This is a genomic window from Stutzerimonas sp. KH-1 (assembly GCF_054483855.1).
In genome coordinates, this window is sequence record NZ_CM137011.1 from 4443159 (window position 1) to 4460540 (window position 17382).

A 17382-nucleotide genomic window follows, 5' to 3' on the forward strand; every position below is an offset into this window, starting at 1 on the left:
GGCCAAGGCCCGCCGCATCTTCCCCATCTTCTCGCTACCTGGAGGTTGCATGAGCAACGCGCGCCCGCTTTCCGAGCTTTTCCCCCGTCTGGATGAGATTCCCGAAGCCTATCGTCCGGACGCACCCGTCGAGCAGCGCGACTATCTGGTCGATGGCGAATTGATGCACTGGGACGGCCCGCTGGCGGAAGTTCGCAGCCCGGTTTTCCTGCGTGAGACCGATGGCAGCGAGCGTCAGGTGGTGCTCGGCAGCACGCCGCTGCTGGATGCCGACGCCGCGCTGCGCGCGCTGGATGCCGCCGTTGCCGCCTATGACTACGGTCGCGGTGCCTGGCCGACCATGCGCGTGGCCGAGCGTATCGCCCATGTCGAGAGCTTTCTGGCGCGCATGCGCGAACAGCGCGAGGCAGTGGTCAAGCTGCTGATGTGGGAGATCGGCAAGAACCTCAAGGATTCGGAGAAGGAATTCGACCGCACCTGCGATTACATCGTCGACACCATCCATGCGCTGAAGGAACTGGACCGCAGCTCCAGCCGCTTCGAGCTGGAGCAGGGCACCCTCGGGCAGATCCGCCGTGTGCCCATGGGTGTGGCGCTGTGCATGGGGCCGTACAACTATCCGCTGAACGAAACCTTCACCACGCTGATCCCGGCGCTGATCATGGGCAACACCGTGGTATTCAAACCGGCCAAGTTCGGCGTACTGCTGATCCGCCCGCTGCTCGAAGCCTTTCGCGACAGCTTCCCGGCCGGGGTCATCAACGTCATCTACGGTCGAGGTCGCGAGACGGTCAGCGCGCTGATGGCCAGCGGCAAGATCGACGTGTTCGCCTTTATCGGCACGCACAAGGGCGCCGCCGACCTGAAGAAACTGCATCCGCGTCCGCACCGCCTGCGCGCCGCGCTGGGGCTGGATGCGAAGAACCCGGGCATCGTCCTGCCGCAGGTCGATCTCGACAATGCCGTGGAAGAGGCGGTGACCGGCGCGCTGTCGTTCAACGGCCAGCGCTGCACCGCGCTGAAGATCCTCTTCGTGCATGAGGCGGTGCTCGATGGTTTCCTCGAACGCTTCGCTGCGCGGGTCAACGCGCTCAAGGCGGGCATGCCCTGGGAGCCGGGCGTGGCGCTGACGCCGCTGCCGGAGCCGGGCAAGACCGATTACCTGCATGCGGTGCTGGAAGACGCCGTGGCCAAGGGCGCGCGGGTGATCAACGCCGGCGGCGGCGAGTCGCACCAGACCTTTTTCCAGCCGGCAGTGCTGAGCCCGGTGGATTCGTCCATGCGTGTCTATCACGAAGAGCAGTTCGGTCCGCTGGTGCCGGTGGTTCCGTATCGCGAGCTGCAGGAGGTGATCGACTACGTCACCGCCTCCGACTACGGCCAGCAGCTGTCGATCTTCGGCAACGACCCGGCGCAGGTAGGCCGGCTGGTGGATGCTTTCGTCAACCAGGTCGGGCGCATCAACATCAACGCCCAGTGCCAGCGCGGACCGGACAGCTATCCGTTCAACGGTCGCAAGAATTCCGCCGAGGGCACGCTGTCGGTACATGACGCCCTGCGCGTGTTCTCCATCCGTACCCTGGTGGCGACGCGCTTCAACGAGGCCAACAAGGAGCTGGTCGACCGGATCATCCGTGACCGCCAGTCGAGCTTCCTGACCACCGACTACATCTTCTGACGGAGCGCCACGATGGCCGCACCCGTGCTCGCCCAGCCGCTGTTGCTGGGCATGATGCGCCTGCTGGAATACCCCGAGCTGGGCGAACCTCAAGCGCTGCTTGGCTTTATCGAACGCTGTGTCGAGCGCGGGCTGAACGGCTTCGACCATGCCGACATCTATGCCGGCGGGCAATGCGAGGCGCACTTCGGTGCGGCTCTGCGCCAGGCACCGGGATTGCGCCAGCGGCTGCAGATCATCGGCAAGGCCGATATCGTGCCGGCGGAGCAGGACTGCTCGCGCTGGCGGGTCAAGCACTACGACTCCAGTGCCCGCTACCTGCGCCGGGCGGTGGACGACAGCCTGGCGCGACTGGGCGTGGAACGACTCGATGGTTTCCTGCTGCATCGCCCGGACCCGCTGCTGCAGGTCGACGAGGTGGCCGACACGCTGAACGACCTGATCGCCAGCGGCAAGGTCGGCTGGGTCGGGCTGTCCAACGCCGGCATCCTGCATTGCCAGGTACTGGCCCAGTGCGTGCCGCTGCGCTGCAACCAGATCGAGCTGTCACTGCAGGCCCAGCACTGGGTATGGGATGGCAGCCTGCATGCGTTGCAGGCTGCCGGTCTGCAGGTGCTGGCATGGTCGCCCATGGGCGGTGGACGCTTCGGCGATCGGCTGTGTAGCGCACTCGATGAAGTCGCCGCCGACCGGGGCGCCACGGCCAATCAGGTGGCGCTGGCCTGGCTGCGGCAGCTGCCCGGCCGGCCGTTACCGATCCTCGGCAGCCTGCGCTGGGAGCGGATCGAGGAGGCGCTGCTGGGCGCCGAGCTGGAGCTGGACCGTCCCGCCTGGTTCTACCTGAGCGAAGCGGCCCGCGGGCATGAGGTGGCCTGAGGCAGTGGGCGTCTGTCCGCTATCCAAGGTGGAAAATGCTTCGCAGTTTTCCACCCTACGCGGGACTCGTAGGGTGGATGACGCTTCTGTAGTGGTCTAATTTCCCCGGACACCTCGATAGGTGGAAAATGCATCTATCGAGGAGTTTTTCATGACCACCAAACGCAGGACATTCGACGACAGCTTCAAGCTGCAAGTCGTGAAGATGATCAAGGACCAGGGGCTGACCGCTCCGCAGGTCTGTCGCGATCTGAATATTGGTGAGACAGCCGTCCGGCGCTGGGTTCAGCAGTACGAGGCTGAGCAATTGGGTCAGCCCGGGATCGGTAAACCACTAACATCCGAACAGCAGCGAATCCGGCAGCTGGAGCAGGAAAACCGCCAGCTCAAGATGGATAACGATGTATTAAAAAAAGCCACCGCCTTCTTTGCCCGCGAGCTGAAGTAACGTATCGCCTGGTTCGGCAGCTGCAACAGAAGGCTTATTCGGTGGCGTATGTCTGTCGGCTGCTGGGGGTCAGCCGATCGGGGTTCTACGAGGCAAACAGGCGTGCCGACACGCCAGCATCGGTTTGCCCCGTGACCGTGCAGCTCAAAGCGTCGTTTGATGCGAGTGGCGGCTGCTATGGGAGCCGTCCGTTACGTAAAGCGTTGCGCGCCAAGGGTATGGAAATCGGCGTTTATAAAATTCGTCGCTTGATGCGTGCCAACGGCCTGCGTTCGGCTTGGAAGCGTAAGTTTGTGCACACGACCGATAGCAAGCACGACCTGCCAGTTGCCGACAATGTACTGAATCGTCAATTCGAGCCTGAGGCGGTAAACAAGGCCTGGGTAGCGGACATTACCTACATCCGGACCCGCAGCGGCTGGCTGTACCTGGCTGTGGTATTGGATTTGTTCTCACGCAAGATCGTGGGTTGGTCCATGGCCCCGAACATGCCTGCCGAGCTGGTGTGTAGTGCAATGCAGCTGGCAATTGCTCAGCGTCAACCGCCACCTGGCCTGATCGCCCACTCGGATCGCGGTAGCCAGTACGCCAGCGCAAGCTACAGAGCGTTGCTGGCGCGAAATGACATGCAGCAAAGCATGAGCCGTAAAGGTAACTGCTGGGACAACTCAGTGATGGAACGCTTTTTTCTGAGTTTGAAAATGGAGCGGGTATGGCGCCGCGACTACGCCAATCACGCAGAAGCGATACGTGACATCGTGGAATACATCGTTGGGTTTTACAACAACGAGCGGCTGCACTCGAAACTGGGATATCTGCCACCGACCGTTTACGAGCGGGCGATGGCGTCGAAACCACCTATCGAGGTGTCCGGAATTAGTTGACCACTACATTCATCCATCCACCGCGTGGCCTTCCCGATGGGAACACGGCCCTTTCAAGGTGGAAAATGCTTTGCAGTTTTCCACCCAACGGGGGCTCGTAGGGGGATGACGCTTCATCCATCCACCGCGGGCATCTGCGATGGTTCGGCATATCCCCGCTTAGGAACGCCATTGATCAACGGGCGCTGCGAGTGGTCCAAAACGGTGCGCGGCTGTGCTAGGGTCGCATCCGCCGCGGGACGACCCGTCGGCGTGTCGAATCATGCGGGGACGGCCCTGCCGTTGCTGGAGTCATCGTCATGCATTCGGCCTGGATCATGCTGATCATCGCCGGCCTGCTCGAAGTGGGTTGGGCCATTGGCCTCAAGGCTTCCGAAGGTTTCACCCGCCCGCTGCCGAGCGTGCTCACCCTGGTGGCCATGGCCGCCAGCTTCTTCCTCCTCGCCCGTGCCATGCAGGTTCTGCCGGTGGGTACCGCCTATGCGATATGGGTCGGCATCGGTGCGCTGGGCACCGTGGCGCTGGGCATCGTCATCTTTGGCGAAAGCGCCTCGCCGGCGCGGTTGCTGAGCGTGGTACTGCTGCTGGCCGGGCTGGTGGGGTTGAAGCTGACCGCCTGAGGCAGTGCGCTTTGGTTCGCTGTGCCCAGGAGCCGGTTCGGCCACGGGGATCTCCCATCCGGTGGGCTGAAGCGCCACCCGACGTTTACAGCAGGGATCGTAGGGTGGATGACGCTCCACCCATCCACCGCAGTGCCCAGGCGTGCCAGTCGCCTCGTTCGCGCGTTGGCGGGTGGGTACTGGCGTCTTTCTGCATCGGGTGGGCTGAAGCCCAGCCGATGCGCTTGGCCCTCTCGTCAGCACTGTGACTGCGGTTATCGCTGCTCGGCCAGATTGGGGCTCAGCGGATAATGCCGCCGGCGCCAGGATTGCATCTGCGAGCCCTTGGCCAAGCGCTCGGCGATGTAGTCGAGGGTATCCGCAATGGGCTTGCGGCCGCTCAGCATGGGTTCCATGCGGGGCGTGATCAGCGCCCAGAGGCGCTTCATTTCCGGAATGTCCGGCATGATTTCGCCCGCCTGTGCCGAAGCATAGGTGTGGGCGATCAGCGGATCGTGCCGCAGGCGTTCCATCAAGGCCAGGTTGGCCACTGCGCCGAGGGGTTTCTCTGCATTGATCCGCGCCAGGCCGTCGGCGTTGGTCAGGTAGTCCTCGATGAAGCGCTGGGCTGCGGCCTTGTTCGGGCTGTTGCTGTTGATCGCGGCGGCGAGCACGCCAACGAAAGGCTTGCCTTGGCGCGCCGGGTCGGCGGTGGGAATGTCGCCGACCGCGAAGCGGATACCGGCCTGGCGTACCTCGTTCCAGGCCCAGGGCCCATTGATGATCATGGCCGTGCGCCCGTCCTTGAAGCCTTCCATCATGCTCTGATAGGTCGCGGCGGGATCGAGTAGCCCGTCGTCGAGCAGGCGCTTGATCGACTCCATGCCTTCGATGGCGCCCGGCGTATTGAGGCCGATGTCAGTGAGGTCATAGATGCCGTTGTTCTTCCTCTGGCTATAGCCGCCGCTGCCGGCAATAATCGGCCAGGAGAAGTAGAGGTTGCGGTAGTCCCATTCGATCGCGCGCTTGCCCTCGGCACGCAGGCGGCGATCCAGCGTCGCCACTTCCGCCAGGCTGCGTGGCGGCACGGGTACCAGGTCCAGGTTATAGATCAGGCTGACCGCCTCGGTGGCCAGCGGATAACCGTAGTAGCGCGCGCCGATGGTCACCGCCTCCCAGGCGAACGCTGGCGCACGCGCCAGGGCTTGCGCGCTGGGCTCCACCGGTTCGAGTAGCCCGTTGTTGATCCAGGAGCCGAAGCGATCGTGGGCGAAGATGACGATGTCCGGGCCCCGGCTGGTCGTGGCGAGGCGGTCGAACTGGACCGCCAGGTCGTCAGGGGTGTCGACGGTTACCGGCATGCCGGTGGCCCTGGTGAAATCCTTGCCGATTTCGCCCAGGGCCTTGTAGCCCTTGTCCTGGTTGATCCAGATCGTCAGGGCATCACGCTCGAGTGCCAGTACCGGCGTGCTGAGCAGAAGCAGAAGGCTCAAGGCAGATCTTGTTATTTTCATGGCTGCATCCTGCGTATGAAATCGGGGCGTTCACGGCGCCCCGTACGGGTCATTTGATCTGGATACGCTCCAGCAAATGGCGTTTGGCCGTGGTATCACCCACCCGCGCCGCCTCGTCGGCCAGGCGCAGCGCGCGTTCGAGATCCTTCTCGGCCAGCGCGGCATCGATCGCCTGGCGGTAGTAGGCCGAGGTTTCCGGCAGCACTGCCGGGGCCGGCGCGACGGGCAGTTCGTTGCCCATCTCCTGGCCGATGCTGTAGCCCGGCACGTAGCCCTTGGCGGTCGAGCCGGCGGCACTGTCGGGAATCATCACCAGCTTGATCACACCCACCGGGGAGTGCTGCGCCACCGGATCGGGAATGCTCGGCGGCTCGTTGCCCAGCGCCTTGGCGTAGGCCTTGGCCGGGTGCTGCAGCACGGTCTGCCCGGCCATCTGCGCCTCGCTGGTGTAGAGGATCAGGTAGCGCTCGTTGCCCGGGTGCTCCGGCTGCGAGCGGTCGATGCGCAGGCGCGCGTCCAGGCTGTCACCCTTGAGCCCGGTCGGCGGAACGTAGACGAAATCGTCGGCATCCAGCAGGCGGGTCGGGCGCATGCGGCTGTCCAGCAGCATGGCGTTGGGTGCCAGCACGCTGCTGCCGGCCTGGCTGTACAGGCGCAGCTCGAACGACGGGCCGCCGGCCGGCAGTTTGAAAGCGCGCAAGAAACTCTTGCCGGTTTCGAAGGCATAGGCCGGGGCCTGGCTGTCGATCACGACATTGCCGCTGAAGCCCGCCTCCAGCGGCTGGTACGGCAGCTGGTCGAGACCGCTGCAGCAGGACGGCGCGGCGGCCAGCGCGGCACGCGCCTGTTCGACCGAGCCTTGCAGCGGCGCCGGGCTGGCGGCGAGGGCGTCGACCCGACGCAGCGGTTCGCTACTGCAGCCGGCCAGCGCCAGGGCGATCAGCCCGGCGGCGAGAAGGGATAGAGGATGCATGGCGGTTCTCCGGATAAAAAATGCCCCGACCTGCCAGAGTCGGGGCAAAAGGCACCGTCTGGACGGTGGGAGCGGAAAGGCTGCCGTTGCGTGCAACGGCGTTCAGCCGGCGCGGTTTACCACCAGGCCTCGGCCTGGATACCGAAGGTGAGGCCGTCGTCGTCACCGGCGTCGATGGATTCGCTGGCGGCCTGATAGCGGCCGCCGTCCCACTGGGCGTAGGTGGCGAACACGCGGATCTGCGGGCGCGCCCAGAAGCTGTTGCCGGCTGACCACTGCTGGGCCAGGGTGAGCTTCTTCAGGTCGCGGGTGCGTTCGCCGTCGGCCTGTGGATCGACGCGGTCGTAGCCGAACTCCAGCGCGGTGCTCATCACGTCGCTCCACTTGTACACCGGGCGCACGCCGAAGCTGGCCCAGGTCTGCCCGGAGTCGTTGTCGAAGTCGCGGTCCTCGTATATCTGCACGTACATCATCTCGATGTTGTCGCTCAGGCCGACCACGCCCTGGTTGACCAGGCGCAGCATCTTGCCGTCGCTGTTACCGGTGCTGTTGCGCCCGCTGCTGCCGATGATGCCGTCGGTGCCGTACTGCAGGGCGAGCTTGTTGTAGCCGCCGAACCAGTTGCTCTGGGTGTGCTCGAGGGTGACCAGATGGCCTTTCTGGTCCTCGTAGCCGGGATCGCGTTCCTGTTCGTCGGTGAGGTTGGCCTTGCCGTAGTCGTAGCCGATCTCCAGCTTGCCGTTCGGGTTGACGTCGATCTCGGCGAGGCGGAAGTCGAGGGTGTCGTTGGCCAGGTTGGTGCCGGTGCCCGAGCCCTGGTAGACCCAGTCGCCGTCGGTGTTGCGGATCCACGCCACGCTGGCCTTGGCAAAGCCCAGGTCGATGTCCTCGATCCCGGCGCCGGGGCCGGAGACGTCCCAGTAGTAGTAGTCGTTGATGTGCACGTCGTGGCGCTTGTAGTAGCGCTTGCCGGCCCAGATCGCCGCGCCCGGCAGGCTTGGAATCAGGTTCTTGCCGACCACGTTGAACTGGCGGATGGAGGTGGTGCCGGCCTCGTCGAAGGGGTTGTTCTCGCCGCCATTGGTGTCGGTGCCGGTGGCTTCCCAGTCGTTACCCTGGTCGGAGCGGTAGGCGATCATGCTGTCGACGTAGAAGCTGCGGTTGCCTTCGCTCCACACCTCCTGGCCGAGGCCGATCTCGGCGTAGGTTTCGCATTCGTTGCCCAGGCGATATTTCGCCGGGGCGCCGGCAGCCTGGAAGCAGGCCTGGTCGCCGCCGCCGGCCGTGGCGCCGACGCCGGAACGCAGATAGCCGTGGAAATCGACCGCCAGGGCCGGGCCGCCGACCAGCAGGGCGGCGAGGACACAGGCGGGTTTGAGGACGAATAGAGGGTGCGCGGTGTGCTTCATGACGGGTCCTTGTTTTTCTTGTTAATGCCGAACGATCACGCCGGCGCTGCCTGCTGCGGCAACGCCGATCGGTGGCGCAAAGCGTCGGGGATGGGGCCCGGAGCGCCATCCTCCCGGCCAGAGATTTCGCTGGCGCAGCTCGAGGGCGTAATCGGTATGAGTGCGGCGTAATCCCAGGGGCGGGGTCGCTACGGGTGGGGCGCAGATGATTGCCACGGGCCTTCCGCCTGGCCACTACGCCGCCTCGAACGCGCGCAGGGGGGTTGGTCGCGAGCGGGCCCAGGGGCAGCCTGCCCAGGTCGGTCGAAGGTGCGGCCGGCGTTCATCCTCATTCGGCAGTCCGTTGCCGGATACCCGCGAACAAGCACAAGAACCGGAGTATTGCGATGAGCCAGACCCTACGTGCCGCCGTATTGGCGGCGATCCTGCTGCCGTTCCCCGCCCTCGCTGACCAGGCCGGCAAGAGCCCGGCCGGCGTGCGCTACCACGGCGGCGACGAAATCATCCTCCAGGGCTTCCACTGGAACGTCGTCCGCGAAGCGCCCAACGACTGGTACAACATGCTGCGCCAGCAGGCCTCGACGATCGCCGCCGACGGCTTCTCGGCAATCTGGATGCCGGTGCCCTGGCGTGACTTCTCCAGCTGGACCGACGGCGGCAAGTCCGGCGGCGGCGAAGGCTACTTCTGGCACGACTTCAACAAGAACGGCCGCTACGGCAGCGACGCCCAGCTGCGCCAGGCCGCCGGCGCACTCGGTGGCGCCGGGGTGAAGGTGCTCTACGATGTGGTGCCCAATCACATGAACCGCGGCTACCCGGACAAGGAAGTCAACCTGCCGGCCGGCCAGGGCTTCTGGCGCAACGACTGCGCCGACCCGGGCAACTACCCCAACGACTGCGATGACGGTGACCGCTTCATCGGCGGCGAGTCGGACCTGAACACCGGCCATCCGCAAATCTACGGCATGTTTCGCGACGAGCTCGCCAACCTGCGCAGCGGCTACGGCGCCGGCGGCTTCCGCTTCGACTTCGTTCGCGGCTATGCGCCCGAGCGGGTCGACAGCTGGATGACCGACAGCGCCGACAGCAGTTTCTGCGTTGGCGAGCTGTGGAAAAGCCCGTCCGAGTACCCGAGCTGGGACTGGCGCAACACGGCCAGCTGGCAGCAGATCATCAAGGACTGGTCCGACCGGGCCAAGTGCCCGGTGTTCGACTTCGCCCTCAAGGAGCGCATGCAGAACGGCTCGGTCGCCGACTGGAAGAACGGCCTTAACGGCAACCCCGACCCGCGCTGGCGCGAGGTGGCGGTGACCTTCGTCGACAACCACGACACCGGCTATTCGCCCGGGCAGAACGGCGGCCAGCACCACTGGGCGCTGCAGGACGGGCTGATCCGCCAGGCCTACGCCTACATCCTCACCAGCCCGGGCACGCCGGTGGTGTACTGGTCGCACATGTACGACTGGGGCTACGGCGACTTCATCCGCCAGCTGATCCAGGTGCGGCGCGCCGCTGGCGTGCGCGCCGATTCGGCGATCAGCTTTCATAGCGGCTACAGCGGCCTGGTGGCCACCGTCAGCGGCACCCAGCAGACCCTGGTGGTGGCGCTCAACTCCGATCTGGGCAGTCCCGGCCAGGTTGCCAGCGGCAGCTTCAGCGAGGCGGTCAACGCCAGCAACGGTCAGGTGCGTGTCTGGCGTACCGGCACCGGCAGTGGTGGCGGTGACAATGGCGGCGGTGAGCCCGGTGCCCTGGTCAATGTGAACTTCCGCTGCGACAACGGCGTGACGCAGATGGGCGACAGCGTCTACGCGGTGGGCAACGTCAGCCAGCTCGGCAACTGGAGCCCGGCCTCCGCGGTGCGGCTGACCGACACCAGCAGCTATCCGACCTGGAAGGGCAGCATCGCCCTGCCAGCCGGCCAGAACGTGGAATGGAAGTGCCTGATCCGCAACGAGGCGGACGCCACGCTGGTGCGTCAGTGGCAATCGGGCGGCAACAACCAGGTCCAGGCGGCCGCCGGCGCGAGCACCAGCGGCTCGTTCTGACGACACGCCCGCCCGGCCTCGGCTACGCCTACGCCGGGCGGCTCCTCCCGAACCAGGGTGGGCAGGGAGGAGGCCGGCGACGGGCCGGGCCGCCGATGCTGGCACGACAACCATAAAAGCCTTCGCGCTGCGCTGTCGTATCAGGAGCTGTTCATGTTGGCCCAGACCCGCTCAACCCCTTTCCGGCTTGGCTTCCTGGCCCGGCTGTACCTGCTGATCGCCGCACTGGTGGCCTTGCTGATGCTGGTAGCCGGCACCAGCCTGGTTGCCATCGGCCGCCTGCAAGGCAATGCCGAGCAAATCTCGTCGACCGCGTCGCGTCTGCTGGTCAGCGAGAGCTTCTTCGGTACGTTGCAGAGCCTGACGCAGAACCTTTCCGACGCCCTGGCCGAGGACCGGCCTGACCAGCTCGACGGCTATGTCGGCCGGCATCGCACGCTGCAGGACCAGGCCCTCGAGCTGTTCGCCCAGCTGGAGCGGGTGACGCCGGCACACGCCGAGACCAAGCAGCGTCTGGCGGCCCTGTTGCCGGAGCTCGACCGCCGCAGCCTGGCACTGATCGATGCGCAGCGCGACCTGCTCGCGCGCGTGGGGCGCAACGCCGTCGCGCTGCGCGATCTGCAGCTGCAGTTCTCGCGGCTCAAGCAGGACCTGCTGCAGGCGCAGTTCGTGACTGGCGACGAGCTGGTCGCCTATTCCATCAAGCAGTTCATCATCCCGCTCGAGCAGGTCGAGGCGCTGCTGTTCGATGCCGTCGGCGTGTCTTCGATCAAGGCACTCGATGAAGCCGGTGCGCAGATCGCGCAGCGGCTGCCGGCCCTGCAGAAGAAGCTGGACAACGTTCTCCTCGATCTGGAACCGCACCAGGACAGCCGTACCGATTACGCGCACAGCTTCCAGGCGCCGTTTGCCGCCATCGAGCAGCAACTGGCTGTGCCCGGCAATGGCGCGGTGGCGCAGTACTACGCCTGGCTGTCCGACCAGCAGGCCAACCGCGAGCAGAAACTGCAGCTCGGTCACCTGCAGCACCAGGCACGCGAGGACATCGGCACGCTCATCGCCAGCGCCCAGCAGGCCAGCGACAGGCAACTGGGCCTGGCCGCGCAGACCTATCGTCAGGGTGTGGCCGGCCTCTTGGCGATGGCCGGGCTGTCGATCGCGGTGGCGCTGGCCATGGGCCTGTGGCTGGGGCGCACCATGCGCATGGCCCTGGCCGCCGTCAGCGGCAGCCTGCGGCACCTGGCCGACGGTGATCTGCGCGGCGGCTGCGAGTACCAGCGCGCGGACGAGTTCGGGCGTGTCGGCGATTGGGTCAACCGGGTCGCCGGTAGTCTGCGCGACGCACTGGCCCAGCTCGGGCGCAACGCCGACGAACAGGACCAGATTGCCCGCCGCAATGCCCAGGCCTGCAGCCAGGCGCGTGCCGGGCTGGAGAAACAACGCAGCAGCATCGGGGCGCTCGCCGTCAGTCTGGCCGAACTGGAGACCAGTTTTGGCGAGGTGGCGCAGCATGCCGGCGAGACGGCCACGCGGGTCGGCAGTGTCGAGGCACTGACCCTGCAGGGCAGCCAGCGGATGGCCGCGACCCGCATCGGCACGCAAGCCCTGGCCGAGCAGCTGGAAACCAGCGTGGCCGAGATCGCCAACGTGGAGGCGGTGAGCGAGCAGATCGGGCAGATTCTCGATGTGATCCGTGCGATTGCCGAGCAGACCAACCTGCTGGCGCTCAATGCAGCCATCGAAGCGGCGCGCGCCGGTGATCAGGGACGTGGCTTCGCGGTGGTCGCCGACGAGGTGCGCGGCCTGGCCCGGCGCACGGCGCAATCGACCGGCGAGATCCAGCAGCGCATCGAACGCCTGGCCCAGGGCATCGGCTCGGCGGTGCGTTCGGTGGAGGCCAGTCGCGCGCAGATGCAGGGCACCCTCGATCAGGTCGGGCAGGCCGACCGGCTGATGCAGGAGATCCGCAGCCAGGTCGAGCACATCGCCGCCATGTCGCGGGAAATCGATTCGGCTACCGGCCAGCAACGGCTCGCCGCCGAAGAGGTGTCGCGCGGCATGCATGCGATCGATGCCGCGGCCGAGCTGCACATGGACAGCGTCGTGGCGATCAGCGACAGCAGCGAACGTCAGGCGCGCATGTCCGCCGAGCAGCAGGCGCTCTGCGCGCGCTACCGCACCTGAACGCGACCGGGCGGCGGCGACGGTCCGGTCGTCCCCGTCTGGCCTAGGCGCGCGGCACCTGCCAGCCGATGGCCTGCGCTTCGGCGCGGCGCAGCTCGTCGAGCAGGGCGGCGCGTTGCGGGGCCCGCTCGTGGGCCAGGGCGTTGGCGGCGAGCAGGTCGGCGTGGCGCGCGCCAACCGTTTCCCGGAGCCAGGTCAGGCGCTGCAGGGTTTGCGGCGTGCAGGTCTGGCCGTCGAGATCGTCGGCCAGGTCGAGACGATGCGAGCGCCAGGCTTCGCGCAGGTAGAGCGCCTCGGCCGAGCCGGCAAGGGCCGTGCGCCAGCTGTCGATCAGTCGGTCCAGCCGTTCGAGCACGGCCGGACTGGCGCCGCGGCCGGCCAGTTCGGCCCGCCAGCGCCGGTAGCGGTCCAGGGCGATCGCCTTCTCCAGGCGGAACGCCGCCAGCGCACGGGCGCTGCCGAGTGCCTCCTGGCCGAGCAGCCAGGCGAAGAACTGCCGCGTTTCGAAACGCTCGACCGGGTGGAAGCCTGGGCAGGCGAGGCCATCGCTGTTGAACTCGCGCAGCGGATCGAAGCGGTACAGGTAGCCGAAGTCGAACAGCCGGATGCGGCCGTCGTCGAGTACGTTGCCGGGGCACAGGTCCCACTCGAACAGGCCGGACGAGGCGAGCGTGATGACGCAGTCGAACAGGTCTGCCAGGCGCGTTTCATCCCAGTCGCCGACGACCTCGCCGTCGATCCAGGGCGACAGCAGCACGCCGTGACGAAAACTCGCATAGCAGGTGTCGACGATTCCGGCGAGCGGCTCGGCCAGCTCGGGCCGGGCCTTCAGCGCGCGCAGGTCGGCACGCCGCTGGACCTCGTTGAGAAACGAGGTCTGGCCATCGGCGTTTTGCACCAGGCAGCGCTCGCGGGCGCGTTTGAGCGTCCAGCTACGGCCGGCCGCTTCGATCCGGTAGACGTGGGCGGTGAGCCCGCCGGACAGCGTGCGACTGACATAGGGTTCGCTGCCGTCGGTGGCGACCAGCGTGGCCAGCGGCAGCGGGCAGTCCTGCGGCTGGCCGACTTGCAGTTCCGCTCCGCTGGCGACAAAGGCCAGCTGCGCCTGCTGGCGCGGGTTCAGGGTTGCGTTCATTGCGGGCTCCAGGGGGCGGCTGCGTCCCGGACTGCGGCCCGGGGCGGGCGATTCAGGGGGTGAGCGATGCACCGGCCTGCACGACGACGATGCGGTCGTCGCCCAGCGTGCGGGCGAAGGCATAGGGCTGGCCGGACGACAGCAGTTTGTGTTCACCCGCGCCGATGGCTGGATGGCGCGCACGGAACTGACCTACCCGCTGCCAGTAATCGATCAGTCCGGCGATCTCCGGGCGCTCGTGTTCGTCCCAGTTCATCGGGCTGCGTGTGCCCTGGAAGGGGTCCGAACCTGTGGGCCCGAAGGCGCGGGCGCTTTCGTCGCCGTAGTAGATCTGCACCGCGCCGGGCGCCAGCAGCAGGGCGGCGGCGAGACCGCGCTGGCGGGTCAGATCGCCCTTGGCCAGCTGATTGAACAGGGCGGTGTCGTGGGACGAGGCATAGCTCAGCAGGTTGTGCCCGGGCTTTTCGGCCAGGCGCCGGGCATAGTCGGCGTAACTGGGCTCGGCGGCGGCCAGGCAGTCGCTGGCGGCCAGCGCCTGATCCTGAAAGGCGAAGTTGATCAGCGCGTCGAAACCCTGGTCCAGATAGTCACTGGCCTCGGGGCCGTGGCCGAACACTTCGCCGACCATCCAGAACGGCTCGTCGGCCATGGGGTCGTCCGGGTTGGCGCGGGCCCAGTCGGCGCGGGCGCGCTCGGCGGCCACGCGCAGCTCGGCCCAGGTCGAGGGTTCGACATGCTTGACGGTGTCGGCACGGAAGCCGTCGACGCCGAACTCGCGGACCCAGCCGGTCAGCCATTCGATCAGGTAGTCGCGCACCCGGTAGCCCTCGCGCGGCTCGGCGCGGGTCTGCGCCTTGTGCGCGAGAAACTCCGGCAGCGCGACGACCGCCTCGGATTCGGTGCGGAAATCCGGCAGAAAGGCCAGCGAGCCCTTGAGCGGATCGACGGTGCTGCTGGGCGGCGTGTCGTAGTCGGCGATGCCGGCACGGACCCAGTCGCGGCCCCACCAGGCGGCCCAGCTCGGGTGCTCGTAATCCACCAGGTTGTGGTAGGCGTGCAGATTCTCGTGAGCTTCCGGCTGCCAGGCGCTCCAGTGCTCGGGCAGATACTCGGCCATGCCGTCGCGCAGGGCGCCGAAGCCGAGCTGCTGCATGTCCTGCAGGGTGGAATAGCCCGGATGGTTGAGCACCACGTCGAACAGCACGCGGATGCCGCGGGCATGGGCCTCGCTGATGAGCGCGCGCAGGTCGTCTTCGCTGCCCATGTTGGCGTCGAGCTGGGTGAAGTCGAGCGCGTAATAGCCGTGGTAACCGTAGTGGCGGAAGTCGCCGCGATCGCCGCCGCCGACCCAGCCGTGGATCTGCTCGTAGGGCGCGCTGATCCACAGCGCGTCGACGCCGAGGCTGGCGATATGGTCGAGCCGTTCGGTCAGCCCCTTGAGGTCGCCGCCGTGGAAGGTGCCGATCTCCTCGGCGCCATCCGGTGCACGGCCATAGCTGCGGTCGTTGCCTGGGTCACCGTTGGCGAAGCGGTCGGTGAGCACGAAGTAGACGATCGCGTTGCGCCAGTCGCGTGCGACCGGCTGCTCGGGCGCTTCGGCGCGTTCGAGCAGCAGCAGACCGTCACTGCCGGCGGCGGGCTGCAGCCTGACCCGGCCGTCGCGGACCACCGCCGTGGCGCCGGACAGTCCGTCGCGCAGGGTTTCGCCTTCGCCGAAGACCTCGCCAACCGCCAACTCCACCGCGCCGCCCTCCCACGGCTTGCAGACCGCGGTGGCTGCCTCCGGCTCGGCGGCCTTGATCGGCAGCAGGCGCAGGGCCGGCGCGGCGCCGGTCTCGACGATCAGCCGATAGCGTCCGGCTTCAGGCACTTCGTAGCGGTAAATGCTGTCTGTGCCAAGCGGCTGACGGCGAAAGGGCGCAAGCGCCACGGCCTCGCCGCTGGCCTGTGGCATGCGCAACTGCAGCTGGCCGGGCGCGAGACTGAGCTCGATGTCGTAGCGGTCGCTGGCCAGGGTATTCCAGTTCAGCGGCAGCGGCTGGCCATCCAGCCCGGCAGCCAGCTCGGGATCGGCCAGTACGGGCAGCGCTAGGGTGAGTCCGAGCAGCAGCGACAGGGCGGGTAGGCGGTGGGCACGCATCGAAGTGGCTCCATTATGCTTTTTCGCCACATTTGACTGCGCGTTGTCTGCCAGGTATAGGCGTAAGCGCTAGGCTGATGGCGTATTTTGTGCGCTTGCGGGCCACTGACTACGCCCCACATCTACGCCCTCCGCCTCCTGAAAGGGGAGGATGTAGATGGCACGGGACGCGCCGAGGATGGAACGACTGTCAGAGCCTCAGGCCGGCAGCAGGTGGAACAACTAATAAGAAGCCACGAGGAAAGCGAAGCATGAACAAGAAATTCTGGTGTATCGCCACTGTCGGCCTGGCGGCCACCTTCAGCCTGCCGCTGCCGGCGCTGGCAGCGATCGAGGAAGGCAAGCTGGTCGTCTGGATCAATGGCGACAAGGGCTACAAGGGCCTGGCAGAGGTTGGCAAGCGGTTCACCGCCGAGACCGGTATTCCCGTGGAAGTGGCCCACCCGGACAGCGCCACCGACAAGTTCCAGCAGGCGGCGGCCACCGGCAACGGCCCGGACATCTTCATCTGGGCCCATGACCGTATCGGCGAGTGGGCCAAGAGCGGCCTGCTCACCCCCGTCACCCCCAGCGCCGAGACCAAGTCCGGCATCGCCGACTTCTCCTGGCAGGCGGTGACCTACGACAACAAGCTGTGGGGTTACCCGATCTCGGTGGAAACCATCGGCCTGATCTACAACAAGGCTCTGGTCGACACTCCGCCGAAGAGCTTCGACGACGTCCTGGCGCTGAACGAAAAGCTCGCCCCGCAGGGCAAGCGCGCCATCCTCTGGGACTACAACAACACCTACTTCACCTGGCCGCTGCTCTCGGCCAAGGGCGGCTACGTGTTCGAGCAGACCGACGGCGGTTACGACGTCAAGTCCACCGGGGTCAACAATGCCGGCGCCAAGGCCGGTGCCAAGGTGCTGCGCGAGCTGATTGACAAGGACGTGATGCCCAAGGGCGCCGACTACAGCGTGGCCGAGGCGGCTTTCAACAAGGGTGACTCAGCGATGATGATCAGCGGTCCCTGGGCCTGGTCGAACATCGAGAAGAGCGGCATCGATTTCGGCGTGGCACCGATTCCCGCCATCGACGGCGAACCGGGCAAGCCTTTCGTCGGCGTCGCCGCCGCGCTGCTCAACGCCGCCAGCCCGAACAAGGACCTGGCCGTGGAGTTTCTCGAGAACTACCTGCTCGAGGTCGACGGCCTGAAGACTGTGAACGCCGACGTGCCGCTGGGTGCGGTGGCCAACACCGCCTACATGGAAGAGCTGTCCAGCAATCCGCACATCAAGGCGACCTTCGAGAACGCGCAGATGGGCGAGCCGATGCCCAACGTGCCGGAGATGGGCGCGTTCTGGTCGTCCATGGCCGCCGCGCTGACCAACATCACCTCCGGCCGACAGGACGTCGACGCCGCCCTGGACGATGCCGCCAAGCGCATCACCCGATGAACCCGTCGCCGGCCGCCGCCTCGGGCGCGCCGGCGGACTATGCTCCGTTCTCAAA

The 17382-nt window shown here is 66.5% G+C and carries 12 protein-coding genes; 7 read left to right on the plus strand and 5 right to left on the minus strand.

Translation table 11 applies throughout. The features are described from left to right. The first annotated feature begins 49 nt into the window (after positions 1-49). The 4 genes from ACX1DW_RS21205 (at position 50) to sugE (ending at position 4506) form a co-directional block, all read left to right on the plus strand. A complete protein-coding gene (locus ACX1DW_RS21205; RefSeq protein WP_458992333.1) occupies positions 50-1678 on the plus strand; it encodes an NADP-dependent glyceraldehyde-3-phosphate dehydrogenase in 1629 nt (542 codons plus the stop codon). Between the two features lie 12 nt (positions 1679-1690). Next, the gene (locus ACX1DW_RS21210; protein WP_458992334.1) at positions 1691-2554 is read left to right on the plus strand and encodes an aldo/keto reductase; all 864 of its coding nucleotides are present in this window, start codon (positions 1691-1693) and stop codon (positions 2552-2554) included. 151 nt (positions 2555-2705) lie between these two features. Then, a protein-coding gene (locus ACX1DW_RS21215; RefSeq protein WP_197674156.1) for an IS3 family transposase occupies positions 2706-3886 on the plus strand; the annotation gives its coding sequence in 2 pieces (ribosomal slippage) (positions 2706-2961 and positions 2961-3886; 1182 coding nt in all). Positions 3887-4185: 299 nt separating this feature from the next. Beyond that, the gene (sugE, locus tag ACX1DW_RS21220; RefSeq protein WP_045633470.1) at positions 4186-4506 is read left to right on the plus strand and encodes a quaternary ammonium compound efflux SMR transporter SugE; all 321 of its coding nucleotides are present in this window, start codon (positions 4186-4188) and stop codon (positions 4504-4506) included. A gap of 254 nt (positions 4507-4760) precedes the next feature. Here the strand turns inward: sugE and malE (ACX1DW_RS21225) are convergent, their stop codons facing one another. The 3 genes from malE (ACX1DW_RS21225) to ACX1DW_RS21235 all read right to left on the minus strand — a co-directional run bounded on the left by malE (ACX1DW_RS21225) (position 4761) and on the right by ACX1DW_RS21235 (position 8381). After that, positions 4761-5978: a maltose/maltodextrin ABC transporter substrate-binding protein MalE gene (malE, locus tag ACX1DW_RS21225; RefSeq protein ID WP_458992335.1), complete on the minus strand. Its 1218-nt coding sequence runs from the start codon at positions 5976-5978 to the stop codon at positions 4761-4763. A gap of 70 nt (positions 5979-6048) precedes the next feature. Next, the gene (locus ACX1DW_RS21230; RefSeq protein WP_125866944.1) at positions 6049-6972 is read right to left on the minus strand and encodes a MalM family protein; all 924 of its coding nucleotides are present in this window, start codon (positions 6970-6972) and stop codon (positions 6049-6051) included. 116 nt (positions 6973-7088) lie between these two features. Then, the gene (locus ACX1DW_RS21235) at positions 7089-8381 is read right to left on the minus strand and encodes a maltoporin (RefSeq protein WP_458992336.1); all 1293 of its coding nucleotides are present in this window, start codon (positions 8379-8381) and stop codon (positions 7089-7091) included. 386 nt (positions 8382-8767) lie between these two features. Here ACX1DW_RS21235 and mta point away from each other — a divergent pair, with 386 nt between their 5' ends. Together mta and ACX1DW_RS21245 are read left to right on the plus strand one after the other, a co-directional pair. Next, the gene (gene mta, locus ACX1DW_RS21240; RefSeq protein ID WP_458992337.1) at positions 8768-10429 is read left to right on the plus strand and encodes a glucan 1,4-alpha-maltotetraohydrolase; all 1662 of its coding nucleotides are present in this window, start codon (positions 8768-8770) and stop codon (positions 10427-10429) included. A 153-nt stretch (positions 10430-10582) separates the two neighbouring features. Next, a complete protein-coding gene (locus ACX1DW_RS21245) occupies positions 10583-12613 on the plus strand; it encodes a methyl-accepting chemotaxis protein (protein ID WP_458992338.1) in 2031 nt (676 codons plus the stop codon). 43 nt (positions 12614-12656) lie between these two features. Here ACX1DW_RS21245 and ACX1DW_RS21250 read toward each other — a convergent pair whose 3' ends face one another. Both ACX1DW_RS21250 and ACX1DW_RS21255 read right to left on the minus strand, forming a co-directional pair. Next, entirely contained in the window at positions 12657-13748 is a 1092-nt protein-coding gene (locus ACX1DW_RS21250; RefSeq protein ID WP_458992339.1) for a protein kinase family protein, read from the minus strand. Between the two features lie 52 nt (positions 13749-13800). Beyond that, positions 13801-15888 carry an alpha-amylase gene (locus tag ACX1DW_RS21255; RefSeq protein ID WP_458992340.1) on the minus strand — a complete coding sequence of 696 codons (2088 nt, stop codon included), beginning with the start codon at positions 15886-15888 and terminating at the stop codon, positions 13801-13803. Positions 15889-16139: 251 nt separating this feature from the next. Between ACX1DW_RS21255 and malE (ACX1DW_RS21260) the strand changes: the two genes are divergently transcribed. Further along, positions 16140-17327, plus strand: a complete 1188-nt coding sequence (gene malE, locus ACX1DW_RS21260; protein WP_044315707.1) for a maltose/maltodextrin ABC transporter substrate-binding protein MalE — start codon at positions 16140-16142, stop codon at positions 17325-17327. Positions 17328-17382: the final 55 nt, after the last annotated feature.